The 23,755-nt window shown below is 67.9% G+C and carries 25 protein-coding genes, 1 tRNA gene and 3 riboswitches; of the genes, 21 read left to right on the forward strand and 5 right to left on the reverse strand.

All coding sequences use genetic code 11. The annotated features are described in order from the left end of the window. The first annotated feature begins 1 nt into the window (after position 1). From L0V05_RS15365 to trhA, 3 genes are all read left to right on the forward strand, one after another. The gene (locus L0V05_RS15365) at positions 2–1,213 is read left to right on the forward strand and encodes a glycine C-acetyltransferase (protein WP_234871938.1); all 1,212 of its coding nucleotides are present in this window, start codon (positions 2–4) and stop codon (positions 1,211–1,213) included. Between the two features lie 8 nt (positions 1,214–1,221). Then, complete coding sequence (gene tdh / locus L0V05_RS15370) at positions 1,222–2,247, forward strand: L-threonine 3-dehydrogenase (protein ID WP_234872229.1); 1,026 nt, start codon at positions 1,222–1,224, stop codon at positions 2,245–2,247. Positions 2,248–2,329: 82 nt separating this feature from the next. Continuing rightward, positions 2,330–2,995, forward strand: a complete 666-nt coding sequence (gene trhA / locus L0V05_RS15375; RefSeq protein ID WP_234871940.1) for a PAQR family membrane homeostasis protein TrhA — start codon at positions 2,330–2,332, stop codon at positions 2,993–2,995. An 11-nt stretch (positions 2,996–3,006) separates the two neighbouring features. Here the strand turns inward: trhA and L0V05_RS15380 are convergent, their stop codons facing one another. Beyond that, a complete protein-coding gene (locus tag L0V05_RS15380) occupies positions 3,007–3,795 on the reverse strand; it encodes a DUF1684 domain-containing protein (RefSeq protein ID WP_234871942.1) in 789 nt (262 codons plus the stop codon). A 129-nt stretch (positions 3,796–3,924) separates the two neighbouring features. Beyond that, positions 3,925–4,000 (reverse strand) — tRNA-Val (locus tag L0V05_RS15385). A 205-nt stretch (positions 4,001–4,205) separates the two neighbouring features. Between L0V05_RS15385 and L0V05_RS15390 the strand changes: the two genes are divergently transcribed. Beyond that, positions 4,206–4,565, forward strand: coding sequence for a hypothetical protein (locus L0V05_RS15390; RefSeq protein ID WP_234871944.1), 360 nt, complete (start codon positions 4,206–4,208; stop codon positions 4,563–4,565). 3 nt (positions 4,566–4,568) lie between these two features. On the opposite strand, the gene L0V05_RS15395 is transcribed toward L0V05_RS15390, so the two are convergent. Both L0V05_RS15395 and cobO read right to left on the reverse strand, forming a co-directional pair. Continuing rightward, a complete protein-coding gene (locus L0V05_RS15395; protein WP_234871946.1) occupies positions 4,569–6,020 on the reverse strand; it encodes a cobyric acid synthase in 1,452 nt (483 codons plus the stop codon). 91 nt (positions 6,021–6,111) lie between these two features. Then, complete coding sequence (gene cobO, locus L0V05_RS15400) at positions 6,112–6,732, reverse strand: cob(I)yrinic acid a,c-diamide adenosyltransferase (protein ID WP_234871948.1); 621 nt, start codon at positions 6,730–6,732, stop codon at positions 6,112–6,114. Between the two features lie 38 nt (positions 6,733–6,770). After that, a riboswitch (cobalamin riboswitch) is annotated at positions 6,771–6,986 on the forward strand. Positions 6,987–7,184: 198 nt separating this feature from the next. On the opposite strand from cobO, the gene L0V05_RS15405 reads away from it, so the two are divergent. The 7 genes from L0V05_RS15405 to cobJ are packed head-to-tail and all read left to right on the forward strand — an operon-like array spanning position 7,185 to position 15,134. Next, positions 7,185–7,571: a DUF1636 family protein gene (locus L0V05_RS15405; RefSeq protein ID WP_234871950.1), complete on the forward strand. Its 387-nt coding sequence runs from the start codon at positions 7,185–7,187 to the stop codon at positions 7,569–7,571. Then, positions 7,564–8,601: a cobalamin biosynthesis protein CobW gene (gene cobW / locus L0V05_RS15410; protein WP_234871952.1), complete on the forward strand. Its 1,038-nt coding sequence runs from the start codon at positions 7,564–7,566 to the stop codon at positions 8,599–8,601. Before L0V05_RS15405 ends, cobW begins: the two co-directional genes overlap by 8 nt. A gap of 9 nt (positions 8,602–8,610) precedes the next feature. Continuing rightward, positions 8,611–11,889 (forward strand): cobaltochelatase subunit CobN, encoded by a 3,279-nt coding sequence (gene cobN / locus L0V05_RS15415; protein WP_234871954.1) that lies wholly within the window; start codon positions 8,611–8,613, stop codon positions 11,887–11,889. Beyond that, entirely contained in the window at positions 11,886–13,022 is a 1,137-nt protein-coding gene (locus tag L0V05_RS15420) for a ferredoxin-like domain-containing protein (RefSeq protein ID WP_234871956.1), read from the forward strand. Before cobN ends, L0V05_RS15420 begins: the two co-directional genes overlap by 4 nt. After that, positions 13,019–13,648 carry a precorrin-8X methylmutase gene (locus L0V05_RS15425; RefSeq protein ID WP_234872231.1) on the forward strand — a complete coding sequence of 210 codons (630 nt, stop codon included), beginning with the start codon at positions 13,019–13,021 and terminating at the stop codon, positions 13,646–13,648. Before L0V05_RS15420 ends, L0V05_RS15425 begins: the two co-directional genes overlap by 4 nt. Then, positions 13,645–14,385, forward strand: coding sequence for a precorrin-2 C(20)-methyltransferase (locus L0V05_RS15430; protein ID WP_234871958.1), 741 nt, complete (start codon positions 13,645–13,647; stop codon positions 14,383–14,385). Before L0V05_RS15425 ends, L0V05_RS15430 begins: the two co-directional genes overlap by 4 nt. Next, on the forward strand, positions 14,382–15,134 hold the full coding sequence (gene cobJ / locus L0V05_RS15435; protein WP_234871960.1) for a precorrin-3B C(17)-methyltransferase: 753 nt from the start codon (positions 14,382–14,384) through the stop codon (positions 15,132–15,134). The genes L0V05_RS15430 and cobJ overlap by 4 nt, the downstream gene beginning before the upstream one ends. Here the strand turns inward: cobJ and L0V05_RS15440 are convergent. Further along, entirely contained in the window at positions 15,110–15,859 is a 750-nt protein-coding gene (locus L0V05_RS15440) for a cobalt-precorrin-6A reductase (protein WP_234871962.1), read from the reverse strand. The genes cobJ and L0V05_RS15440 overlap by 25 nt on opposite strands. Here L0V05_RS15440 and cbiE point away from each other — a divergent pair. From cbiE to cobF, 10 genes are all read left to right on the forward strand, one after another. Next, on the forward strand, positions 15,858–17,057 hold the full coding sequence (gene cbiE / locus L0V05_RS15445; RefSeq protein WP_234871964.1) for a precorrin-6y C5,15-methyltransferase (decarboxylating) subunit CbiE: 1,200 nt from the start codon (positions 15,858–15,860) through the stop codon (positions 17,055–17,057). The two genes, L0V05_RS15440 and cbiE, sit on opposite strands and share 2 nt — an antisense overlap. After that, positions 17,054–17,410, forward strand: a complete 357-nt coding sequence (locus tag L0V05_RS15450) for a cobalamin biosynthesis protein (protein ID WP_234872232.1) — start codon at positions 17,054–17,056, stop codon at positions 17,408–17,410. The genes cbiE and L0V05_RS15450 overlap by 4 nt, the downstream gene beginning before the upstream one ends. Beyond that, positions 17,407–18,171 carry a precorrin-4 C(11)-methyltransferase gene (gene cobM / locus L0V05_RS15455; RefSeq protein ID WP_234871966.1) on the forward strand — a complete coding sequence of 255 codons (765 nt, stop codon included), beginning with the start codon at positions 17,407–17,409 and terminating at the stop codon, positions 18,169–18,171. Before L0V05_RS15450 ends, cobM begins: the two co-directional genes overlap by 4 nt. 78 nt (positions 18,172–18,249) lie before the next feature. Continuing rightward, positions 18,250–19,563, forward strand: a complete 1,314-nt coding sequence (locus L0V05_RS15460) for a cobyrinic acid a,c-diamide synthase CobB (RefSeq protein WP_234871968.1) — start codon at positions 18,250–18,252, stop codon at positions 19,561–19,563. Then, positions 19,560–20,285, forward strand: coding sequence for a uroporphyrinogen-III C-methyltransferase (gene cobA / locus L0V05_RS15465; protein ID WP_234871970.1), 726 nt, complete (start codon positions 19,560–19,562; stop codon positions 20,283–20,285). The genes L0V05_RS15460 and cobA overlap by 4 nt, the downstream gene beginning before the upstream one ends. Beyond that, complete coding sequence (locus tag L0V05_RS15470; RefSeq protein WP_234871972.1) at positions 20,282–20,599, forward strand: DUF1636 family protein; 318 nt, start codon at positions 20,282–20,284, stop codon at positions 20,597–20,599. The genes cobA and L0V05_RS15470 overlap by 4 nt, the downstream gene beginning before the upstream one ends. Before the next feature lie 60 nt (positions 20,600–20,659). Continuing rightward, a riboswitch (cobalamin riboswitch) is annotated at positions 20,660–20,867 on the forward strand. A gap of 34 nt (positions 20,868–20,901) precedes the next feature. Further along, the gene (locus L0V05_RS15475; RefSeq protein WP_234871974.1) at positions 20,902–21,075 is read left to right on the forward strand and encodes a CbtB domain-containing protein; all 174 of its coding nucleotides are present in this window, start codon (positions 20,902–20,904) and stop codon (positions 21,073–21,075) included. A gap of 22 nt (positions 21,076–21,097) precedes the next feature. Further along, positions 21,098–21,889: a CbtA family protein gene (locus L0V05_RS15480; RefSeq protein ID WP_234871976.1), complete on the forward strand. Its 792-nt coding sequence runs from the start codon at positions 21,098–21,100 to the stop codon at positions 21,887–21,889. Between the two features lie 72 nt (positions 21,890–21,961). Continuing rightward, a riboswitch (cobalamin riboswitch) is annotated at positions 21,962–22,177 on the forward strand. A gap of 64 nt (positions 22,178–22,241) precedes the next feature. Further along, a complete protein-coding gene (locus L0V05_RS15485; RefSeq protein ID WP_234871977.1) occupies positions 22,242–22,919 on the forward strand; it encodes an energy-coupling factor ABC transporter permease in 678 nt (225 codons plus the stop codon). Positions 22,920–22,982: 63 nt separating this feature from the next. Further along, positions 22,983–23,738: a precorrin-6A synthase (deacetylating) gene (cobF, locus tag L0V05_RS15490; RefSeq protein ID WP_234871979.1), complete on the forward strand. Its 756-nt coding sequence runs from the start codon at positions 22,983–22,985 to the stop codon at positions 23,736–23,738. Positions 23,739–23,755: the final 17 nt, after the last annotated feature.

Raw genomic sequence — 23,755 nt, forward strand, 5'->3', positions numbered from 1 at the left:
CATGCCCGCCCCCGCCCCTGATCGCGCTGACTTCCTCTCCCACCTCGGCCAGACACTGGCCGGGATAGAGGCGGACGGGCTTTACAAACGCGAACGGCTCATCACCTCGGCGCAGGGAACATGGGTGGGCATGCAGGGGTCGGACCGCAAGGTTCTGAACCTTTGCGCGAACAACTACCTTGGCCTTGCCGACCATCCCGCGCTGATCGCCGCCGCCAAGCAGGCGATGGATGAGCACGGCTATGGCATGGCCTCGGTCCGCTTCATCTGCGGCACGCAGGACCTGCACCGGCAGCTGGAGGAGCGGATCGCGCGCTTTCTCGGGATGGAGGATTCGATCCTGTTCGCCGCCTGCTTCGACGCCAATGGCGGGCTGTTCGAGCCTTTGCTTGGGCCAGAGGATGCGGTCATCTCCGACGCACTGAACCATGCCTCGATCATCGACGGCATCCGGCTCTGCAAGGCGAAGCGCTATCGCTACGCCAATTCCGACATGGCCGATCTGGAGGCGCAGCTGCAGCAGGCCCGCGCCGATGGCGCCCGCTTCCTGATGATCGCGACGGATGGTGTCTTTTCGATGGACGGCTACCTCGCGAAGCTGGGCGAAATCCGGGCCTTGGCGGACCGATACGGCGCGCTGGTGATGGTTGACGACTGCCACGCCACCGGATTCATGGGGCCGCAGGGGCGCGGCACGCCGGCCCATGCCGGGGTCAAGGTCGATATCCTGACCGGCACGCTCGGCAAGGCCCTTGGTGGGGCGCTTGGCGGCTACATCGCCGGGCCGCAGGCCGCGATCGACCTCTTGCGCCAGCGGGCGCGGCCCTACCTCTTCTCGAACGCACTGCCCCCGGCCGTGGTCGGCGCGGCACTGTCGGCGCTCGACATCGTCGAGGCAGCGGACGACCTTCGCGCCCAGCTCTTCGCCAATGCCGCCTACTGGCGGGCGGGGCTGACCGATGCCGGTTTCCGCCTGCTACCGGGCGAGCATCCGATCATCCCGGTCATGCTGGGCGAGGCGACGCTGGCGCAGGCGATGGCGCGCGACCTCTTCACCCGCGGCGTCCATGTCTCGGGCTTCTTTTTCCCGGTCGTGCCCAAGGGGCAGGCCCGGATCCGCACGCAGATGAACGCGCGGCTGACGCGCGAAGACCTCGATTTCGCGCTCGACGCCTTCCGGGCGGCGGGCAAGGCCACGGGAGTGCTGGCATGACTAACATGATGAAGGCGCTGGTGAAGGCCAAACCGGAACCGGGTCTGTGGATGGAGAACCGCCCCGTGCCGGAGATCGGGCCGGATGACGTGCTGATCCGCATCAAGAAAACGGGCATCTGCGGCACCGACATCCATATCTGGAACTGGGATGCCTGGGCCGAGCGCACCGTGCCGGTCGGCCTTATCACCGGCCACGAATTCGCGGGCGAGATCGTGGAACTGGGCCGCAACGTCACCGACCTGAAGATCGGCCAGCGCTGCTCGGGCGAAGGGCACCTGATCGGCAAGCACAGCCGCCAGAGCCGGTCGGGCAAGTTCCACCTCGACCCCGAGACGCGCGGCGTGGGTGTCAACGAACCCGGCGCCTTCGCCCAATACCTGCGCCTGCCAGCCTTCAACGTCGTGCCCCTGCCCGACGCCATCGACGACGAAATCGGCGCAATTCTCGATCCGCTCGGCAATGCCGTGCATACCGCCCTCAGCTTCGACCTGATCGGCGAGGACGTGCTCATCACTGGTGCTGGCCCGATCGGGATCATGGCCGCCGCCGTCGCCCGCCATGTCGGCGCGCGGCACGTCGTCATCACCGATGTGAACCCGGATCGGCTGGCGCTGGCGGCCAAGGTCGCCGACGTGGTGCCGGTGAACGTGGCGCAGGAGGACCTCAAGGCGGTCATGGCGAAGCTCGGCATGGTGCAGGGCTTTGACGTGGGGATGGAGATGTCGGGGAACCAGGCCGCGCTCGACCAGATGGTCGAGGCGCTGGTGATGGGCGGGCGGATCGCTCTCCTCGGCATCCCGCCGGGGAAATCGCCAGTGGACTGGAGCCGCATCGTCTTCAAGGCTATCACGATCAAGGGCGTCTATGGCCGCGAGATCTTCGAGACCTGGTACAAGATGATCGCGATGCTGGAAAACGGCCTCGACATCCGTGCGGTCATCACCCACCGGATGAAGGTGGACGACTTCCGCGAGGGATTCGAGACCATGCGCTCGGGGAAAAGCGGAAAGATCGTTCTCGACTGGACCTGAGGCAGATCCGTTACGTAACGTTCCTCTGTCGCTTGAGCCGCCAAGCCGCCACTCTGACGCGACCCGCGCGAGAGGAGGCTCCATGACCCTGCCCGAGAACCATCCGCGCCTGCGCAAGCGGCCCTTCACGGCGCAGGAACTGCTGGCAGACGGCATCGTTCATGCTGTGGCGCTGATCGCCGGGCTGGTCGCCTTTTCGGTCCTGCTGGCGCAGGTGCTCTGGCGGCAGGACCTAGGGACCTTCTCGGCTCTCGCGGTCTATGCCGCGGGCTATTTCCTGATGTTCGGCTTTTCGCTGGCCTACAACATGGTGCCGCCCTCCCCGATCAAGTGGGTTCTGCGGCGGTTCGACCATTCGTCCATCTACATAATGATCGCAGGCACTTACACTGCGCTTGTCATCCAATTCGACAGCTGGATCTGGATCCTTGCACTGCTTGGTGTGGTCTGGACCGGCGCCATCCTCGGCGCGGTGGTGAAGATCGGTCTGCCCGGCAGGTTCGATGGCCTGTCGGTGATCGCCTATGTGGCCTTGGGCGGTGTGGGCCTCGCCGCGATCCAACCGGCCTGGACGGCCCTGCCGACGGCGAGCCTGATCCTGATCGGGTTGGGTGGCGTCACCTATGTTGCCGGCATCGCCTTCTACAAATGGCACAGCCTGCACTTCCACAATGCGATCTGGCACCTCTGCGTGGCCGTCGCGGCGGCGCTCCACTTTGCCGCCGTCGCCGTGGCTGCAGGGGCCTGAGGGCCGGCCGGTTAAGTGATCGGCATCAACTCACCCGCCTCGATGCGAAACGGCAGAATGTTTTCCTGCGGCGGCAGCGGACAGACGGCAAGGTCGGTAAAGGCACAGGGCGGATTGAAGGCCTTGTTGAAGTCGAGGACGATCGTCCCATTCCCGGCCTCTTCTCCATAGAGAAAGCGCGAGGCAGCATAGGTCTCGGATTTCGAAGTGAGGTCTCGCAGGACGAACATCGGCTTGCCTGATTTCAGATGGGTCGGCAGCAAGGACCACGTCTTGCCGTCACGCTCGAAACTGGCACGGTGAGTCAGCGTGACATGGGTTGCCACCCCGTTGACCATGTCGATGTCGAATGTTCGCGGCGTAGCCAGAGGTTCCCACCGGGCAAGGACGCGCCAAGTCGGATCAAGCGGGAAATAGGCCAGGCCGGGGAAATTCGCGCGGTTTGCCGGATCGCAATCGCGAACCCGAAGCGCCCAGGTGCCCTCCAGAGTGGTAAGCTCAAGGATCAGCCCTTCGGTCCGGACCTGCGGATAGGCATCGGGCACGGGCTGGAACGGCAGCGCGGTGCCAGTCCCTTCCGGCAGAATGGTCGCTGCACCGTCCACTGGCAGATCCAGCAGACCGAGATGCTCGGGCCCTACTGACAAAACCAGATCATTGTCTGCCGCCCTGCCAACCCGCCAGCGCCCCGGGGTCACCTCCAGCCGGTCGGTCAGGTTCAGCCAACCCGCATCCGCCTTGAGATCGGCAAGGCGCCTCGCCTTCCAGGTGGCAATCTGCTCTGCGTAAGTCTCATCCATGTCAGTCCCGTTCCACCCGAGGCGGTTCTTCTGGTCAGCCGGTGCATCAAGCAGTCAACGCCAGCGTTGTCCGGCAGCCCGGCGCAGTTGTAAAGAGCAACGGGTGAGCCTGAGCCATGTAAGGAAAACTGGTGGGCGGTGAGGGACTCGAACCCCCGACATTCTCGGTGTAAACGAGACGCTCTACCAACTGAGCTAACCGCCCGCCGAAAGCCGCATAGCGCGATATCGCGGTGCTGTGCAAGCCAAGCCTGCGGCAGGGTTGGAATGAACACAACCCAAGGCAGAAAAAAGATCCGTCGCCGCGCAACCGTACGGCGTTCGCCTTAAAATTGTCTCATGTCGAGTGATTCTTGAATGCGTCAGGAGGCAGAAGGCTCCGACGTCACACGAGTTGAAGGAGTTGCGCCATGAAGATCCACAAGATTGCCGAACGTGCCGGAAGCCTTGCATTCATCGTGTTCACCATAGGGGCCCTGGGAGTTTTTACCGGGATGGTGGTGGCGATGGTCTTCAATCCCGGTGAAGCTGGTCGCGCAACGCTGGTGAACTGGGTCGCAGGGTCCCTGGTCGTCTCGCTTATGGGTGCGGTTCTCGGTTCGGTGGCAGATGCCGCCCCGGTCCGCAAGCCCTCATCGGATGCCGAGCGCCTTGCACATCTCCGCATTCCGACCGAGGCACAACAGGCGACCGATATTCCGGTTCGCACCACCGTCGCCCCGCGCCGTGTGGCAGTGTCGGCCTTCCGCCCGGAACTTGCCCGCCGCTAAGGGTCAGAGCTCAGCGGCAAGCCCAAGAAGCGCATCGAGTTCCACCGCGCTCTCGATATGATCTGCCAGGGCATCGAGCGTGACCTGCACCTCTGCCCCGTAGCGCAGGCCCGATGGGGCCGCGCCAATCCCGGAAAGCCAGGCAGACCGGAATCCATCCTCGCCGAACAGGCCGTGCAGATAGGTTCCAACCACCCGCCCGTCAGCCGACATCGCCCCCTCGGGCTGTCCGTCGATCTCGGCGAAGGGGCGCGCGCGGTCAGGCCCCTCGCTCCGGCCCAGGTGGATCTCATAGCCCGATATCGGCGAGCCGCTCTGCTGATGCCGGCCCTCGACCCGCTCCAGCCGCTTGTCTGCCGACATGGTGGTTTCGATGTCGAGCAGGCCAAGACCCTGGGTAGTTCCCGGCGCCCCCTCGATGCCCTCGGGATCGTGGATGAGCCGACCGAGCATCTGGTAGCCGCCGCAAAGGCCAAGAATCCTCCCTCCCCTGCGCAGATGCGCGGCAAGGTCGATGTCCCAACCCTGCGCCCTGAGAAAGGCAAGATCACCGACCGTGCTCTTGGACCCTGGCAGAATCACGAGGTCGGTATCGCCGGGCAGAGCTTCGCCCGGCCGGAGCATCTGCACCGAAACGCCCGGCTCGAGTTTCAGGGGGTCGAGATCGTCGAAGTTGGCGATGCGCGCCAGTTGCAGGCAGACGATCCGGAGGCCGCCCCGCCGTTCGGCGCCGGCAATATCGAGCGCATCCTCGGCGGGCAACCGGTGGGCCTGCGGAAACCAGGGCACGACGCCCAGTCCCCGCCAACCGGTTCGCGCCGCGATCATCGCATAACCATCGTCAAAAAGGCGAGGATCGCCACGAAACTTGTTGATGAGAAATCCCTTCACCATCGCGGCATCGTCCGGGTCAAGCACCGCCTGCGTGCCGATGATCTGCGCGATGACCCCCCCTCGGTCGATGTCTCCGGCCAGGATGACCGGCACCCCCGCCGCGCGGGCAAAGCCCATATTGGCGATATCGCCCGACCGGAGGTTCACTTCGGCCGGACTGCCCGCCCCTTCGACGATCACGAGGTCAGCGTCGGCTCCGAGACGGCGGAAACTCTCCAGCACCGGCGCCATCAGGCGCGGCTTGATCGCCGAGTAGTCCCGCGCCCGGGCCGTGCCCCATCGCTTGCCCTGGACCACGATCTGCGCGCCGGTGTCCGTCTCTGGCTTCAGCAGCACCGGGTTCATGTCGGTGTGAGGTTCGCCCCCGCAGGCCAGAGCCTGCAGCGCCTGTGCCCGGCCAATCTCGCCGCCATCGACGGTGACGGCCGCATTGTTCGACATGTTCTGCGGCTTGAACGGACGCACACGCAGGCCCTGCCGGGTGAAGGCCCGGGCAAGACCCGCGACAAGGAGCGACTTTCCGACATTGGAACCGGCGCCCTGGATCATGATCGCGCGCATCATGACCGCTCCGCAACCGAATGATTTAGCGTAGCAAAATCGGAATCTGGGCGTCTCTGAATTTTCGCAGGAAATTCGTATCGCCGCATTCTCAGAACTCCACCCCCGGCTGCGCCTTGATGCCGGCGCGGAACGGATGTTTCACTTGGGCCATCTCGGTCACGAGGTCGGCAATCTCGATCAGCTCGGGCTTGGCATTCCGCCCGGTCAGGCAGACATGGGTCATCTCGGGTTTCTCGTCGCGCAGGAAGGCGACGACCTCGGCGATATCGAGATAATCGTAACGCAGCGCGATGTTGATCTCGTCCAGCAGGACGAAGCGGATCTCGGGATCGCGGATCAGTTGCTTGGCCGTTTCCCAGCCGGCTGCTGCCATCGCCTTGTCGCGCGCGAGGTCCTGCGTCTCCCAGGTGAAGCCCTCGCCGGCCACGACGAAACGGCACTGGTCGGCGAAATGCGTCTCGATCAGCGTCCGCTCACCGGTCGACCAGGCGCCCTTGATGAACTGCACGACCGCACAGGGCATCCCATGCGCGATGCAGCGGAAGATCATGCCGAACCCGGCCGAACTCTTGCCCTTGCCTGGTCCGGTATGGACGATGACAAGACCTTTCTCGCCGGTCTTCTCCGCCATCATCCGGTCGCGCACCTCCTTGATCTTCGCCTTCTTCTCGCGGTGGCGACGCTCTTCTTCGGGGGTCGGATCGGACATGCCTTCGGGGCCTTCTGCTTGACAGGGCGCGGCTCTTGGCGCAGGGGTGGCGGGCTGGTTCCTGTCTATGACAGGTGAAAAGGGAATGTGCTAGGGCGGCCCGTCTGACTGGGCCCCCCGAAGCACAGCCGCCCCCGCGACCGTGACCGGAGAGGTCGCCCAACCGCCACTGGCAGATGCCGGGAAGGCCGGGCGACCGACAGGGCAACCTGAGATCCGCAAGCCGGGAGACCTGCCAGCGTGATGGAACACCAACCGGGCGGGGTGCCCCGGTGACGGTCCGGCAGCTGTGCCGCCCCGCCGATCCCCGCCTAATGAAGGACGACGATGCGGCCCTGCCCTGCCCCGATGTTGCACCTGCCCCCGATCGTGGAAGGGGGCGCTGCCCCCCTCCTCGCCTGCGGCGCGGAGTCCCCCGGGGTATTTTCGCCAAGAAGAAGCCGGGGGCCGGAATGGATCTGAGCGCCGCGCGGCCTTCGGTCGAACTCCTCATCTGCACGACCTGTCGCATCATGGGCGCGCCGGCCGAGGGGCCGGTGCGGCCCGGCGCGATCCTGCATGCCAAACTGGCGCGGGCAGGCGTGCCCGGCGTCACGGTGCGGGCCGTCGAGTGCCTGTCGAATTGCGAGCGCGGCTGTTCCGTCGCTCTGCGCGGACCGGGCCGCTGGACCTATGTCTATGGCGACATCGACCCCGACCTGCATCTCGACGCGCTGATCGACGGCGCCACCCGCTATGCCGCCACGCCTGACGGGCTGATCCCGTGGCGCGAGCGGCCCGAGCATTTCCGCAAACACTGCATCGCGCGCATCCCGCCGCTGGAGACCCAGAATGTCTGACCTCGTGAAGATCCCCGTCACCGTGATCACCGGCTTCCTTGGCGCCGGCAAGACCACGTTGGTGCGCCACCTGCTGCAGAACCCGCAAGGCAAGCGGCTGGCGGTCGTCGTGAACGAATTCGGCGATGTCGGCGTCGATGGCGAGATCCTGAAAAGCTGCGCGCTGCCCGACTGCCCGGAGGAGAACATCGTCGAATTGGCGAATGGCTGCATCTGCTGCACGGTGGCCGACGATTTCATCCCGACCATCGAAGGGCTGATGGCACTCAGCCCGCGGCCCGACCACATCCTGATCGAGACCTCAGGCCTCGCGCTGCCAAAGCCGCTCCTGAAGGCCTTCGACTGGCCGGCGATCCGGTCGCGCATCACCGTCGATGGCGTGATCGCCGTGGCGGATGCCGAGGCGGTGGCGGCGGGCCGGTTCGCGCCGGATGTGGAGCGAGTAGATGCGCAGCGGCAGGCAGATGACTCCATCGACCATGAGACGCCGCTTTCGGAGGTGTTCGAAGACCAGATCGCCTGTGCCGACATCGTGCTTCTGACCAAGCCTGACCTTGCAGGGGTCGAGGGCCTGGCCGCCGCCCGCGCCGTGATCGCGGCTGAGGCGCCGCGGCCACTGCCGGTGGTCGAGGTGGCCGAGGGCGTGGTGGATCCGCGCGTGATCCTCGGCCTTGGTGCGGCGGCGGAGGATGACCTTGCCGCGCGGCCCTCGCATCATGACGGGATGGAGGACCATGACCACGAGGATTTCGACTCGGTCGTGATCGACATCCCCGAACAGGCCGATCCGGCGGCGCTGGCGGCCAAGGTCGAGCGGCTGGCGCGCGAGCTGAACATCCTGCGGGTCAAGGGCTATGCTGCCGTCGCGGGCAAGCCGATGCGGCTCTTGCTGCAGGCGGTCGGGTCGCGGGTGCGCACGCAGTTCGACCGGCCTTGGGAGCCGGGCGAGGCACGGCGCGGGCGGCTGGTGGTCATCGCCGAGCATGACGACATCGACGAGGCCGCGATCCGCGCGGTCCTTGCGGGGTAAGGTAAGGCGATGCACGTCATCTTCCGCGAAAGCCACGGGCTGGACGAGACGGCGGTTCCCACCGATCTGGGGCAAACCCCCGCCGATCTGGTGGTGCTATCCTTCTCGGACAGCGACCTTGGCGCCTTCGCGGCGGGATGGCACCGGGCGAAGGGGTCGTTGCCCAGCCTGCGGCTTGCCAATCTGGCGGCGCTGAAGCATCCGCTGTCGGTCGATACCTATGTCGAGCAGACGCTCTCGGGCGCGAAGGGCATCCTGATCCGCCTGATCGGTGGTGTGCCTTACTGGGCCTACGGGCTGCAACAGGTCGAAGCGCTGGCGCGGGAGCGCGGTATCGCGCTCGCCGTGCTGCCCGCCGACGGGCGGCCCGACCCGCGCCTCGACGCCGTATCGACCCTGCCCGCCTCGACGCTGAAACGCCTTCAGCATCTCTGTGACGAGGGCGGCGCGGTAGCGGCGCAGGCGGCGCTGGCGCAGATGGCGCTGGCGGCAGGGCTTTATGCCGGCCCGGTGCGCGGCGCGAAGGTGCTGCCTGATGTCGGGGGATGGACACCGGAGGCCGGTGTCGCCTGCCCGGCGGGGCTGATGCTGGCGGCAGAACGGCCGCGCGTCCTTGTCACCTTCTACCGCGCCTGGGTGGCGGCGCATGACCTTGGCCCGATCGAGGCGCTGTTCGCTGCCTTGCGTGCGCGGGGCTTCGATCCCGTCGGACTGTTCGCACCGTCGCTGAAAGCGCCGGGTGCCAAGGGCTGGCTCGCGCGCTGGACCGAAGCGCTGAAACCTGTGGCCATCGTAAACGCCACCTCCTTCTCCGGTCGCGGGGATGATGGGACGAGCCCACTCGACGCGGCGGGCGTGCCGGTGTTCCAGATCGCACTCTCGACGGCGACACGGGCAGCCTGGGACGGGTCGGCGCGCGGCCTGTCGCCCGCCGACCTCGCCATGCATGTCGTCCTGCCCGAGGTCGATGGCCGCCTCTTCGCCGGGGTCGCCTCGTTCAAGGAGCCGGGCGCGCGCGACCCGGTTCTGGAATTCGCGCGCTACGCCCATCAGGCGGATGGGCCCCGGATCGAGGCCATCGCCGACCGTGTCGCGGGCTGGGTGCGGCTTTCCACGGTGCCTGAGGCCGAGCGGAGGGTTGCGCTTGTACTCTCCACCTACCCCGGCAAGGCGCACCAGATGGCCCATGCCGTGGGCCTCGACGCGCTGGCTTCGGCCGAAGCGATGCTGGCCGACCTTGGCTCGCCTGCGGGTCCGCTGGCGGAGGACCTCCTGACTGAGACGATGGACTGGCCAGTTACCGCCTACGAAGCAGAGCTTGCGCGCCTTCCTGAAAGCCTGCGCGCCGATCTGACCGCCGCATGGGGGGCGCCCGAAGAGGACCTTGCTGTCCACGAAGGCGCCTTCCGCTTCTCTGCTGTCCGGCGCGGGAACATGCTGGTCGCGCTGCAACCCGAGCGGGGGACGCCGAACCACCGCGACGCCGAATACCACGACCTCTCGCGCACACCGCGCCACGCCTACGTCGCCTTCTATCTGTGGCTCCGCCGCGCCGAGCGCATCCATGCCCTCGTCCATATCGGCGCGCATGGCACGCTCGAATGGCTGCCGGGCAAGTCGGTCGCGCTGTCCGACGCCTGCTGGCCCGAGGCGCTGACCGGCGATCTGCCGGTGATCTATCCCTTCATCGTCAATGACCCCGGCGAGGCGGCACAGGCCAAGCGGCGGATCGGGGCGGTGACCATCGGTCATGTTCCGCCGCCGCTGAAAGTCGGGGGCACCTCGGAGAAGCTGAGGCGGCTGGAAGGCTTGCTGGACGAGTTCTCGAACGCCGACGGTCTCGACCCCGCCCGCCGCGACCGGCTGCAACGCTCGATCCGCGACGAGGCGCAGGCGGCGGGTGTGGAGGCTGATCTGGGCCTTCAGCCCGAGATGTCGGCGGCCGAGGCGATCACCCGCATCGACCGCTTCGTCTGCGACGTGAAGGAAAGCCAGTTCGGCGAGGGGCTGCATGTCTTTGGCCGCGCCGCGCCGGGCGAGCCGGGCGGCGGGGCCAGCGCGATTGCCGAACGGCAGGCGCTGCTCGACGCGCTGAACGGCAAGCGCATCGCCCCCGGACCTTCGGGCTCCCCTTATCGCGGCCGGGCCGATGTTCTCCCGACGGGGCGGAACCTCTACACCACCGATCCGCGCGCCGTCCCGTCGCGCGCCGCTTATGCGCAGGGCGTGAAGCTGGCCGAGGAACTCGTCCGCCGCCATTTGCAGGATCACGGCGACTACCCCAAGGGGCTGGTCGTCGATCTCTGGGGGTCGGCCACGATGCGCACGGCGGGCGAGGAATTCGCCATGGCGCTGCACCTTCTGGGCGCGAAACCGGTCTGGGACGACGGTTCCGACCGTGTCTCGGGCGTCGAAATCCTGCCACTCGCCCTGCTTGACCGGCCGCGCCTCGACGTGACCCTGCGCGTCTCTGGCCTGTTCCGTGACGTGTTCCCGACGCTCTCCACCCTGTTCGGGCAGGCCGTGTCTGCCCTCGCCGGGCGCGACGAGGCGCCCGACTGGAACCCCTTCGCCGGCCGCGCGGCGCAGTCGCGCGTCTATGGCCCCGCGCCCGGCAGCTACGGCCTCGGCATGGGCGAGACGGTCGAGGACTATACCGACGAGGGCCGCCGCGCCGCAGGCGAGGCCTGGCTATCGGCCAGCCAATGGGCGCTCGACGGCGCGGAGCCCACGCCCGACCGGACGGGACTTGAACTCCGCATCGCGGGGGCCGATGCCTTCGTCCACCTGCAGGACCTGCCCGAGACCGACCTCCTGCTCGCCGTCGACTATGCCGCGCATGAGGCGGGCTTTGCCGCCGCGCAGGCGGTGACCGGGGGCAAGGCCGCGCTCTGGCATCTCGACGCGACCAACCCCGACACGCCCCGCGCCCGCTCCCTGAAGGAAGAGATCGCCCGCGTCACCCGCGCCCGGGCCACCCATCCGGACTGGCTCCGCGGCATGATGCGCCACGGCTTCCGCGGCGGGGCCGAGATCGCGGCGACGCTCGATCACATGGCGGCCTTTGCCCATCTGGCGGGCGCGGTCGAGCCGCATCTCTTCGACCTCTACCACGACGCGACACTGGGCGACCCGGAGGTCCGCGACTTCCTCGCCCGCGAGAATCCCGGGGCGCTCGCCGCAATGGAAGCGCGTTTTGCCGCCTTGCACGCCGCCGGCCTCTGGCGCACCCGGAGGAATTCGATTCTAGCAGGATTGGTCCTCGCCAATCTGGAGCGTCTGACATGAGACCCCGTCCGCAGGTCAAGGGCTGGTGCCCCGGCGCCTACCGACCGATGCAATCCGGCGACGGGCTGATCGCGCGGGTGCGCCCGGTGCTGGCGCGGCTGACGGTGGAACAGGCGATTGGCCTCTGCGACGCCGCGCTGAAGCACGGCTCGGGCATCATCGACCTGACCAGCCGGGCGAACCTGCAACTGCGGGGCGTGACTTCCGCAAGCCTCGATCCGCTGATCGCCGATCTCGACAGGCTCGGACTCCTCGACGCCGACCCGAGCCTCGAGGGGCGGCGGAACCTGCTCGTGCAGCCGCTATGGACGGACGGCGACCTGACCGACCGGCTGACCCACGCCCTTCTCGCGCAGCTGGCCGATCTGCCCGACCTGCCCCCGAAGATGGGGATCGCTATTGATACCGGCCCCGCGCCGATCCTGTCGCATCACTCCGCCGATTTCCGCTTCGAGCGGGCGGCGGACGGCAGCCTGATCCTGCGCGCCGATGGCAGCCCGACCGGGCAAGCGGTGGCCGAGGCCGAGGCCATCGACCGCCTCATCGACCTCGCAAACTGGTTCACCGAGACCGGCGGCGCGGTGGCCGGGCGGATGTCCCGCCATCTTGAGGCGATGCCCCTCCCGCCCGCATTCACCGGCACGGCCCCCGCCGCGCCCGCCTCCCTGCCGGAACCGGGGCTTACGGCTCTTGGCCCCGCCTATGGCGTCGCCTTCGGCCAGATCGAGGCTGCCGCCCTCGCCCGGCTGCTGGATACGACCCGAGCCACCGCCCTGCGCGTCAGCCCCAACCGCCTTCTGCTGCTCGAGGGCGGCCAGCCGGCCGCGACGCCCGACTTCATCACCGACCCCGCCGATCCGCTGCGCCGGGTCGAGGCCTGCCCCGGCGCGCCCTTTTGCCCGTCCTCCACCGTCGAGACGCGCCAACTCGCCCGCCGGCTCGCCCCGCTGGCCAAGGGAACGGTGCACGTTTCCGGCTGCGCCAAGGGTTGCGCCCATGCCGCGACGGCGGATGTCGCGCTTGTCGGCCGGGGCGGCGCATTCGACCTTGTCAGAAACGGCGCGGCATGGGATGCCCCGATCGCCTCGGGCCTTTCGCCAGAGACCCTGCCCCAGACCCTCGGAACCGCCTGATGCACATTTACGAAACCGACGGCGCCGCGATCTACCGCCAGTCCTTCGCCATGATCCGGGCCGAGGCCGACCTCGGCCGCTTCGACGTCGACGAGGAGCAGGTCGTGGTCCGCATGATCCACGCTGCCGGGATGGTGGGGCTGGAGCGGTTCGTGAAGATCTCGCCCGGCTTCGTCCCCGCCGCCCGCGCGGCGCTGGAGGCCGGCGCGCCGATCCTCTGCGACGCGCGGATGGTGAGCGAAGGCGTGACCCGCACGCGCCTGCCCGCCGACAACGAGGTCATCTGCACCCTGCACGACCCCTCGGTGCCGGAACTTGCCAGACGGATGGCGAACACCCGTTCGGCCGCCGCGCTGGAGCTGTGGAGGCCACATCTGGCGGGATCGGTCGTTGCCATCGGGAACGCGCCGACCGCGCTGTTCCACCTTCTGAACATGCTCGAAGACCCTGCCTGCCCGCGCCCGGCCGCGATCATCGGCTGCCCGGTCGGCTTTGTCGGCGCGGCGGAATCGAAGGACGCGCTCTGGGCCGAACAACCTGTGCCGAGCCTGATCGTCGAAGGCCGCTTGGGCGGCTCCGCGATCACCGTCGCCGCCGTCAACGCCATCGCGAGCCGCAAGGAATGACCGCGCCCGAAGCTCATCAAGGTACGATCTGGGGGTTGGGCCTCGGCCCCGGCGAGCCCGACCTGATGAGCGTCCGCGCCGACCGCCTGTTGCGCGGCGCGCGCCACGTCGCCTACTTCCGCAAGGCCGGGCGACCGGGACAGGCACGGCAGATCGTCAATGGCATGATCGGCCCAGAAGCGGTTGAATTCCCAATGGAATACCCGGTAACGACCGAGATCGCGTTGGAAGACCCCGCCTATAACACCGCCTTGTCCTCCTTCTATGCCGACTGCGCCGCGCATCTGGCCGAGTTATCGGATCGCGGCGAGGAGGTCGTCGTGCTGTGCGAGGGCGATCCGTTCTTCTACGGCTCTTTCATGCATCTCTACACGCGGTTGTCCGCCACCCATCCCGTGCAGGTCGTGCCCGCCATCACTGGCATGTCCGGTGCATGGACGGCGACGGGCCAGCCGATCACCTGGGGCGACGACGTGCTGACCGTGCTGATGGCAACCCTGCCCGAGGATGACCTTGCCCGGCGGATGGCGGATACCGATGCGCTGGTAGTCATGAAGATCGGCCGCAACATCGACAAGGTCCGCCGCGCGCTGGAACGCGCCGGGAAACTTGGCGATGCCTGGATCGTCGAATACGCCACCATGCCGGGACAGAGGGTTTCCAGACTGTCTGAGGTTGATGGCGTAACTCCCTATTTTTCCATCGTGATCGTCCACGGTCATGGACGGCGGCCATGACCGGCTGGGTTGCCGTCGCGGGCCTTGGTCCTGGCGCCGAGGCGCTGGTGACCCCGGAGGTGACCGCAACTCTGGCCGAGGCCACCGACGTGGTGGGCTACATTCCCTATGTCGCCCGCGTGACCCCGCGTCCCGGCCTGACGCTGCTCCCCTCCGACAACCGGGTGGAGGTGGACCGCGCGACGCACGCCCTGACGATGGCAGCCGAGGGGAAACGGGTGGTTGTCGTCTCCTCGGGCGATCCGGGCGTCTTTGCAATGGCCTCGGCGCTGTTCGAGGCGCTGGAGGCCGGGCCACGCGACTGGCGCAGCATCGACATCCGCGTGCTTCCGGGGATCACGGCGATGCTCGCCGCCTCGGCCCGCGCGGGCGCGCCGCTCGGGCACGATTTCTGCGCCATCAACCTGTCGGACAATCTCAAGCCCTGGGATGTGATCGAGAAACGGCTTCGTCTTGCCGCAGAAGCGGATTTCGCGATGGCCTTCTACAACCCACGATCTGCAAGCCGCCCCATGGGGTTCGAGCGCACTCTTGAAGTTCTGAGAGAGGCCTGCGGCGATGCCCGCCCGGTGATCTTTGCCCGCAACGTTTCTCTCCCCGACGAGACGATACGCGTCGTGCCGCTGACCGAGACCACGCCCGAGATGGCTGACATGCGCACGTTGGTCATCGTCGGCTCCAGCCGCACCCGGATCATCGAGAGGCCGGACCTCGCCCCGATCGTCTATACCCCGAGGTTCGCGGAATGATCGAGCCATTCCAGAACCTCGGCCACCTCATGCACCTCGCGCCGGGGTGGCAGGACGGGGCGGTCGATCATCAGGACCGGCAACCCCAGTTCCCGCGCCGCCGCAAGCTTGGCCGAGGCCCCATCGCCGCCTGCGTTCTTGCAGACGACGATATCCACACCGTGGTCCTGCATCACCTCCCGGTCGCCTTCGACCGTGAAGGGGCCACGAGAGACGATCACCGTTGCGTCCGGCAACGGCAGTCGGCCGACCGGCGGATCGACGAGGCGCAGGATGTAATGGTGCTGGGGTTGGGCGGCGAATTCGGCCAGATGCATCCGGCCAAGCGCAAGGAAAATGCGTCGGGAACCCCCCGCAAGCGCTTGAACGGCAGCGGGAATGTCGGGAACACGCTGCCAGTCATCGCCGGGAACCGGCTGCCAGGCAGGGCGGGTCAGCGCGACCAACGGAACGCCGGCCTGCCGCGCTCCGGCGACTGCGTTGGCGCTCATCTGTGCGGCGAAAGGGTGCGTGGCATCAACAAGATGCGTGACGTTGTTCACGCAAAGATATTCGACCAGCCCCTGCACGCCGCCGAATCCCCCCGTTCGCACCGGAATAGGCTGCGCGCGCGGACTGTCCACCCGGCCGGCATAACTGAGGACCGCTCGCTCTCGCCGCTCGGCCAGCAACTGGGCGAGTGCCGTGGCTTCGGTCGTGCCGCCGAGGATCAGGATGTTGCGCATGGCTGAGACCCCGTGGCTCTCGATTGTCGGTCTGGGCGAAGATGGCCCGGATGGCCTGCCGCCCGCAAGCCGCGCCGCTATCGAGGCGGCGGAGGTCGTCATGGGCGCCAAGCGGCATCTGGCGCTGCTGCCGGGCCTCAAGGCCGAGACGATCGAATGGCCGGTGCCCTTTGCCGATGGCATCCCGGTCGTGCTGGCGCTCCGGGGCCGAAGGGTGGTCATGCTCGCCTCGGGCGATCCGTTCTGGTTTGGCGCCGGCACTTCTGTGGCGAAGCACCTTGAGCCCGAGGAATGGGTGGCGCACCCCGCGCCCTCGACCTTCGCGCTGATCGCCGCGCGTCTTGGCTGGCCCCTCGAGCGGACAACCTGCCTCGGCCTCCATGCTGCCCTGTTGACCGATATCCGGCCGCATCTGGCGCCCGGTCAGCGGATCATCGCGCTTCTGCGGGACGGTGCGGCGGCCCAGCAGTTGGCGACGCGGATCTTCGCCTTGGGGTTCGGAGCAAGCCATCTGACCGTCTGCGAGGCGGTCGGCGGACCGCGCGAGCGGCTGCGAAAGATGAACGCCCATTCATATGATCTGGATGATGTGGCGCATCCCGTTGCCCTCGCCATCGAGGTGGAGGGCGACGGGCGCGTGTTGACGCGGGCCAGCGGACTGCCGGACGATCTATTCGCCCATGACGGCCAGATCACCAAGCGGCCGGTCCGGGCGCTGGCTTTGTCGGCGCTGGCTCCGCGTCCGGGCGAGCTTTTGTGGGACATCGGTGCGGGCTCCGGCTCGATCGGCATCGAGTGGATGCTGACGCATCCGACCTGCCGCGCGATCGGGATCGAGGCCGACCCCGCGCGGGCGGAGCGGGCCGAGACCAATGCCGGGGTTCTGGGCGTGGGCGGATTGCGGATCGTGCGTGGCACCGCGCCCGAGGCGCTGGCGGGTCTGCCCTTGCCGCAAGCGGTCTTCATCGGCGGCGGCGTGACCGAGCAGCTGCTGACCCATCTGTGGGACATCCTGCCCGAAGGCACCCGCGTGGTCGCCCATGCCGTGACGATCGAAAGCGAGGCACTGTTTGCCGTCTGGCAGGAGAAGGCAGGCGGCACGCTCTTGCGGATCGAACTCGCCGAGGCCGCGCCCCTTGGGCGGAAGCGCGGCTGGAAGGCGAGTTATCCGGTCGTGCAATGGAGCGTCACGCGATGATCGTGGCGGGGTTCGGCTTTCGTCAGGCGGCGACGCTTGCCTCGCTGCAAGAGGCGCTGGCGGGCGTAACGCCGGGCCTGATCGCCACTGCCGCAGCGAAGGCGGGGCACCCGGCCTTCCGCGCACTCGCCGAGGCGCTGGCGGTGCCGGCGGTGGCCGTGGCCGATGACGACCTGCGGCAGGCCGATACGAGAACCGAAAGCGCCGCCTCGCGAGCGGCGCATGGCGCGGGCAGCGTGGCCGAGGCGGCGGCGCTGGTCGCGGCTGGCCCGGGCGCGTCGCTTCTGGGGCCGCGCGCCGTGTCGCGCGACCGTATGGCAACTTGTGCGCTGGCGGAAAGGACAACCCCATGACCGTGCATTTCATCGGCGCCGGACCGGGCGCGCCGGACCTCATCACACTTCGCGGGCGCGACCTGATCGCGGCCTGCCCGGTTTGCCTTTACGCGGGCTCGCTGGTGCCGGAGGAGATCCTGCGCCATTGCCCGCCGGGGGCGAAAATCGTGAACACCGCGCCGATGGACCTCGACGCGATCATGGCCGAGATCGCGGCGGCCCATGCCGAGGGCAAGGATGTGGCGCGGCTTCATTCCGGCGACCTGTCGGTCTGGTCGGCCATGGGCGAGCAGCTGCGGCGCCTGCGCGAGATGGGCATTCCCTATGACGTGACGCCGGGGGTTCCGTCCTTTGCCGCCGCGGCCGCCGCGCTTGGGGCCGAGCTGACGCTGCCGGGACTGGCGCAGTCGGTGGTGCTGACGCGGACCTCGGGGCGGGCCTCGCCGATGCCCTCGGGCGAGACGCTGGCGGCCTTCGGCGCGACGGGGGCGACGCTGGCCGTTCATCTGTCGATCCATGTTCTTGGGAAAGTCGTTGAGGAATTGACGCCCCACTACGGCGCCGATTGTCCAGTCGCGGTCGTCTACCGCGCGACATGGCCCGACGAGAAGATCGTGCGGGCGACACTTTCGACCATCGAGGCGGCGATGGGGGATGGGGTCGAGCGGACGGCGCTGATCCTTGTCGGACCGGCGCTGGCGGCGGAGGGGTTCAACGAAAGCCGCCTCTATTCGACCGATTATGACCGGCGGTTCCGACCGCAGCGGGCCGATGGCTGAGCTCTGGCGCAACACCAATGACGCGTCCCTGCGTGGCACCAGCCCGGCCATGTCCGCGTCGGTCTGGCCTGACCGATCATGACCCCCCTCCCTCCCGGACTTCTCGTCTCGGCCCCTGCCTCGGGCACCGGCAAGACCACGGTCATGCTGGGGCTGCTGCGCACGCTCCGGGACCGGGGGATGGCGGTGCAGCCCTACAAGTCGGGGCCGGATTACATCGACCCCGCCTTTCATCGCGCGGCGGCGGGACGCGCCTCCTACAACCTTGACAGCTGGGCGATGGCGCCCGCGCTGCTCGATACCATCGCGCATCGGGCGACGGACGCGGATCTCGTGATCGCCGAGGGGTCCATGGGCCTCTTCGACGGGGTCGCGAGCAAAGGGGCGACCGGCACCGGGGCGAGCGCCGAGATCGCGGCGCGGATGGGTTGGCCGGTGGTGCTGGTGCTCGATGTGGGCGGTCAGGCGCAGTCGGCAGCTGCGACGGCACTCGGGTTTCAGGCATACCGCCCGGACCTGCCCTTTGCCGGGGTGATCCTGAACCGCGTGGCCAGCCCACGGCATGAACGTCTTGCCCGGCTGGGGATGGAACAGGCGGGACTGACGGTGCTGGGCGCCCTGCCCCGGCGCGGCGACCTTGTGCTGCCCGAGCGGCATCTAGGCCTCGTGCAGGCGGTGGAACACCCCGACCTCGAGGCCGCGATCGTCGCCTATGCCGCCTTCCTGTCGGCCCATGTCGATGTCCCGGCGCTGGCGGCATTGGCCGCTGGCACGACGGCAGGGGCGGCGGGCGCCCTGCCCCGTCCCCCGGCCCAGAGGATCGCGCTGGCGCAGGACGCGGCCTTTTCCTTTGCTTATCCGCATCTCGTCGCCGGCTGGCGCGAGGCCGGGGCGGAGATCCTGCCCTTCTCGCCCCTGGCCGACGAGGCGCCCGATCCTTCGGCGGACCTGTGCTGGCTGCCCGGCGGCTATCCGGAGCTGCATGGCGGGCGGCTGGCAGCGGCAGAACGGTTCCGCCACGGCCTGCGCGCCTTTGCCGAAACGCGTCCCGTGCATGGCGAATGCGGGGGCTACATGGCCTTGGGCGACGCGCTGATCGACAAAGACGGCACGCGGCACCGGATGGCGGGGCTTCTGGGGCTGGTGACGAGCTACGAGAAGCGGCGGATGCATCTGGGCTACCGGCGGGCCGAGCTCCTGGCGCCGATGCCGGGCTTCGGGCCGGGCGCGGCGCTGCGGGGGCATGAATTCCATTACTCGACGATCCTCGAGCAGCCCGACGCGCCGCTCGCCCGCGTCACCGATGCCGAGGCCGCCGAGGTACCCGAGACGGGCTCGCGCCGGGGCCTTGTGACCGGAACCTTCTTCCATCTGATCGCGGAGGACGCATGACGGGCTTTGTCTCCTTCGTCGGCTCGGGTCCGGGAGACCCGGAGCTTCTGACGATCAAGGCCGTGAACCGGCTGAAGGCGGCCGATGCGGTGCTGTTCGACGACCTCTCGGCGGGGCCGATCCTGGACCTCGCGCGGCCCGGCACGGATATGGTGGCGGTCGGCAAACGTGCAGGGCGCCCCTCGCCCAAGCAGGATCATGTCAGCCGCCTGCTGGTGGATTACGCCGCAACGGGCGCGCGGGTTGTGCGGCTCAAATCCGGCGATCCGGGCATATTCGGGCGGCTCGAGGAAGAGATCGTCGCGCTGCGCGCGGCGGGCATCCCTTTCGAGGTGATCCCCGGCGTGACCTCGGCCACCGCCGCCGCCGCCGCCGCCGCAATTCCCCTGACGCGCCGGCTGACGGCACGGCGGGTGCAGTTTGTCACCGGCCATGACGTGGCCGGCGCCCTGCCGGGCGACCTGAATCTTGCGGCGCTGGCCGATCCCATAGCGACGACCGTGGTGTTCATGCCCAAGCGCACCTTTCCCGCATTGGCAGGACGGCTGATCGCGGCGGGTCTGCCGAGCGAAACGCCCTGCCTGATGGCCGAGAACGTGAGCCACCCCGACCAGCGCCTGAGCCGGCACACGATGGCGAGCTTGGCCACGCTTCTGGAACAGGCCGCGGGCGATGCGCCTGCCCTGATCGTCTATGGCCCGCTGATGGAGGATACCCCGTGAAGGTCACGCTCTGCGCGACCTGCGAGGGCTATTCGACGGGCTACCTGCATGCGCTGCGGCAGGCGATCGAGGCGGCGGGCCTGCCGGTCAAGGTGGCGACGGCCGCCTGCATGCAGGGCTGCGCGCGACCCGTAGCACTGGCGGTGCGGGAAGAGGGCAAGACCGCCTATCTCTTTGGCGAGACCAGCGAGGCCGACCTGCCGGACCTGATGACGTTCCTGTCCCTCTATGCCGCATCATCCAACGGTGAGCTTGCCGACGCGCGTCCGCTCGGTGGGCTGCGCTTCAAGTCGATTGCCCGCATTCCGGGCTGAGGATGTCGCGGCTGCGCCTGCCGGGGTCGCAGTTCGCGCTTGACCCGACGGGGTTGCAGGATCACAAGGGCTGGGCAAGGTGGACGTGTCGCAAGGCACGGACTGAAACGGGAACCGGGACCGGCCGCAAGGCCTGCAACCCCACCGCCCCCGCGACTGTATGCGGCGAGCGCCCCTCCGGAATGCCACTGATCCCCCTGGGATCGGGAAGGCGGAACGGGCGCAGCGACCCGCGAGTCAGGAGACCGGCCGTGCACGGAATGAAGGTAGCGCCGTCGGGTGTGACGGCAAGGAGAGACACGATGACCACTTCCACCTCGCTCAGCGCCGCCAAGTCGGGCTCTGCCCTGATGGCGATCCTGTTCGTGACCGTCCTCGGCGCTTCGAGCGTCTTCCTGACCGGTCTCGCCCAGTCGCAGACGCTGCACGACGCGGCGCATGACGTTCGTCACACCACGGGCTTTCCCTGCCACTGAGGCAGGCTGACCCCACCCCCCCATGCTGAAACACATGTTGACCGGCGCGTTGTTCGCCGGAGTACTGGCTGGCCTGTTTGCGGCCCTCCTCCAGTATTTTCTTGTTCAGCCTTTGATCGTGCTGAGCGAACGGTATGAATCGGGCGAGCTGGTACATTTCGCCGGTGTCGCGGGCGCGGAAGCCGCCCACGATCACGACCATGATCATGACGCTGCCGACGCCGCTGCTGCGACCGATGCGACGGCAGAGCCTGCAGCCGAAGGGTCAGAGGCCCACAGCCACCATCACGACGAGGCCAGCGGCGAGACGCCGCCCCTCACCCGCAACATGCTGACTATCGGCTTCCTGGCCCTCGTTTATGTGGGTTACGGACTGCTTCTGGTCGCAGGGTTCGCCGTCGCGGCACAATTCGGCATCCAGGTCACGGCGCGGCAGGGTCTGCTCTGGGGTCTGGCGGGCTTTGCCGCCTTCCAGCTTGCCCCGGCTATCGGCCTTGCGCCCGAGCTTCCCGGTACACCGGCGGCAGACCTGACGGCGCGTCAGATCTGGTGGGTCGGAACCGCGATCGCCACGGCAGGCGGGCTTGCCCTGATCGGCTACGGGCGCAGCCTGATCGCGGTCGTCGCAGGCGCGATCCTGCTGGCGCTGCCCCACGTGATCGGAGCGCCGGAACCGGCAGCGTTCGGCGGGGTCGTTCCGCCGGAACTCGCGGCCTCGTTTGCGGCCCGTGCACTGGCGGTTGGACTTGCGTCCTGGGCCCTGCTCGGCTGGCTCGCGGGCCGGTTCTGGAGCCAGGACGAAGCTTCGACCTGATCCCGGGCCGCGATGTCGCAGCCGCACCCTGCAAGGGCGCAATCCGATTGACGCGCCAAGATCGCGACCGGTAACAAGGATGTGTCCTACGGTGTCGCCCGCCCCTGCCGGGGCGGCGATGAAACGGGAAGCCGGTGACGGAGTGATCCGAAATCCGGCGCTGCCCCCGCAACGGTAGGCGAGCTTAGGCCCCCATATGCCACTGCGCGGCACGCGTGGGAAGGCGGGGCGCCGCGGGAGCGATCCCGGCTCGCAAGCCCGGAGACCGGCCGCCAGGATCGCAATCGGGGTTCGCGCCCCAAACCGAAATCCATGCCGCTGCACGGGGTGTATGCGGAGCAAGGAGCAAGACATGCATATCGAACCCGGCATCGTGACCGGTGCAAAAATCATCCTCTCCTATGCCACGGCCGCCGCAGTCGGTGGCGTGACCCTGAAATATGCCTTCGATGCGATCCGGGCGCAGGGTATGCCGTCGCTCGTCCTGCGCAGCGTGATCTCGACCGTTCTGGTCTTCTGCTTCTTCGAAGTGTTGCCGCATGCGCCAGTCGGCGTGTCGGAGGTGCACCTGATCCTTGGTACGACGCTCTTGCTGCTGTTCGGTGCGGCACCGGCCGCGATCGGCCTGGCCATGGGCCTGCTGGTGCAGGGACTGTCCTTCGCGCCCTTCGACCTGCCGCAATACGGCATGAACGTCACCACGCTTCTGGTTCCGCTCTTCGCGATCGACGCGCTGGCCAAGCGGGTCATCCCGGCGGGCACGGCCTATGTCGATGTGACCTATGCCCAGCTGATGAAGCTGTCCTTCGCCTATCAGGGCGGCGTGGTTGCCTGGGTCGCCTTCTGGGCCTTCTACGGCCTCGGCGTTAGCAAGCACACGCTTGAAAGCGTCGGAGCGTTCGGCATCGCCTATATGGCGGTCATCCTGATCGAGCCGCTGGTCGACCTCGCCGTTCTGGCGGGCGCCAAGGCGCTGAAGGGACGCGACCTGAAAGGCCTCGTGACCCCGCGTCTTTACGCGGCGGCCTGAACCCTGCACAGTTTGCGAACGCGGCCCTCCCTGGGGCCGCGTTTATCTTTTTTCGGCGGACAGATGATCCAGCTTTCCCTGATCGGCATCGGCACGGGCAACCCCGACCATGTGACCCTGCAGGCCATCCGCGCGATCAACGCAGCGGACGTCATCCTTTTGCCGCGCAAGGGCGAGAACAAGGCCGATCTCGCCGATCTGAGGCGGACAATCCTGGCCGACCATCTGACCGGCCCGGCGCGGGTGGTGGAATTCGATCTGCCCGTGCGCGATGCCGCAACCCCCGACTACCTTGACGGGGTGAACGACTGGCACGACGCGATTGCTGCCACCTGGGCCGGGCTGATCGCCGAACATGCTCCGAACGGCGGCAGGGTGGCGCTGTTGGTCTGGGGCGACCCGTCGCTTTACGATTCGACCCTGCGCATCGCCAAACGACTGCGAGCGGCGGGGCTCGAGATGTCGGTCGAGGTGGTGCCGGGCCTGACCTCGCTCCAGCTTCTGACCGCGGTTCACGCGATTCCGCTGAACGATCTGGGCGCGCCTGTCGTCATCACCACCGGCCGACAGATCCGTGACCACGGCTGGCCCGCGGGGGCAGACACGGTGGCGGTGATGCTCGATGGAAACTCATCGTTCCAGGCGGTTCCGCCCGAAGGCATCTCGATCTGGTGGGCGGCCTATCTTGGCATGCCCATGCAGATCATGGACCACGGTCCGCTCGCCGACACCGGCCCCAGGATCATCGCGGCAAGGGCTGCGGCACGAGCCGAACATGGCTGGATCATGGACATCTACTTGATGCGGCGGACCGCCTGACCTGCGTTTCTTTCGTG

The organism is Alitabrizicola rongguiensis, from assembly GCF_021491355.1.
Taxonomy (GTDB): Bacteria; Pseudomonadota; Alphaproteobacteria; order Rhodobacterales; family Rhodobacteraceae; genus Aliitabrizicola; species Aliitabrizicola rongguiensis.

Bases quoted from the DNA above. Each gene is read 5' to 3' on its own strand.
- L0V05_RS15365 (WP_234871938.1), top strand. From the start codon at position 2: ATGCCCGCCCCCGCCCCTGATCGCGCTGACTTCCTCTCCCACCTCGGC.
- tdh (WP_234872229.1), top strand. From the start codon at position 1,222: ATGAAGGCGCTGGTGAAGGCCAAACCGGAACCGGGTCTGTGGATGGAG.
- trhA (WP_234871940.1), top strand. From the start codon at position 2,330: ATGACCCTGCCCGAGAACCATCCGCGCCTGCGCAAGCGGCCCTTCACG.
- L0V05_RS15380 (WP_234871942.1), bottom strand. From the start codon at position 3,795: ATGGATGAGACTTACGCAGAGCAGATTGCCACCTGGAAGGCGAGGCGC.
- L0V05_RS15390 (WP_234871944.1), top strand. From the start codon at position 4,206: ATGAAGATCCACAAGATTGCCGAACGTGCCGGAAGCCTTGCATTCATC.
- L0V05_RS15395 (WP_234871946.1), bottom strand. From the start codon at position 6,020: ATGCGCGCGATCATGATCCAGGGCGCCGGTTCCAATGTCGGAAAGTCG.
- cobO (WP_234871948.1), bottom strand. From the start codon at position 6,732: ATGTCCGATCCGACCCCCGAAGAAGAGCGTCGCCACCGCGAGAAGAAG.
- L0V05_RS15405 (WP_234871950.1), top strand. From the start codon at position 7,185: ATGGATCTGAGCGCCGCGCGGCCTTCGGTCGAACTCCTCATCTGCACG.
- cobW (WP_234871952.1), top strand. From the start codon at position 7,564: ATGTCTGACCTCGTGAAGATCCCCGTCACCGTGATCACCGGCTTCCTT.
- cobN (WP_234871954.1), top strand. From the start codon at position 8,611: ATGCACGTCATCTTCCGCGAAAGCCACGGGCTGGACGAGACGGCGGTT.
- L0V05_RS15420 (WP_234871956.1), top strand. From the start codon at position 11,886: ATGAGACCCCGTCCGCAGGTCAAGGGCTGGTGCCCCGGCGCCTACCGA.
- L0V05_RS15430 (WP_234871958.1), top strand. From the start codon at position 13,645: ATGACCGCGCCCGAAGCTCATCAAGGTACGATCTGGGGGTTGGGCCTC.
- cobJ (WP_234871960.1), top strand. From the start codon at position 14,382: ATGACCGGCTGGGTTGCCGTCGCGGGCCTTGGTCCTGGCGCCGAGGCG.
- cbiE (WP_234871964.1), top strand. From the start codon at position 15,858: ATGGCTGAGACCCCGTGGCTCTCGATTGTCGGTCTGGGCGAAGATGGC.
- L0V05_RS15440 (WP_234871962.1), bottom strand. From the start codon at position 15,859: ATGCGCAACATCCTGATCCTCGGCGGCACGACCGAAGCCACGGCACTC.
- L0V05_RS15450 (WP_234872232.1), top strand. From the start codon at position 17,054: ATGATCGTGGCGGGGTTCGGCTTTCGTCAGGCGGCGACGCTTGCCTCG.
- cobM (WP_234871966.1), top strand. From the start codon at position 17,407: ATGACCGTGCATTTCATCGGCGCCGGACCGGGCGCGCCGGACCTCATC.
- L0V05_RS15460 (WP_234871968.1), top strand. From the start codon at position 18,250: ATGACCCCCCTCCCTCCCGGACTTCTCGTCTCGGCCCCTGCCTCGGGC.
- cobA (WP_234871970.1), top strand. From the start codon at position 19,560: ATGACGGGCTTTGTCTCCTTCGTCGGCTCGGGTCCGGGAGACCCGGAG.
- L0V05_RS15475 (WP_234871974.1), top strand. From the start codon at position 20,902: ATGACCACTTCCACCTCGCTCAGCGCCGCCAAGTCGGGCTCTGCCCTG.
- L0V05_RS15480 (WP_234871976.1), top strand. From the start codon at position 21,098: ATGCTGAAACACATGTTGACCGGCGCGTTGTTCGCCGGAGTACTGGCT.
- L0V05_RS15485 (WP_234871977.1), top strand. From the start codon at position 22,242: ATGCATATCGAACCCGGCATCGTGACCGGTGCAAAAATCATCCTCTCC.
- cobF (WP_234871979.1), top strand. From the start codon at position 22,983: ATGATCCAGCTTTCCCTGATCGGCATCGGCACGGGCAACCCCGACCAT.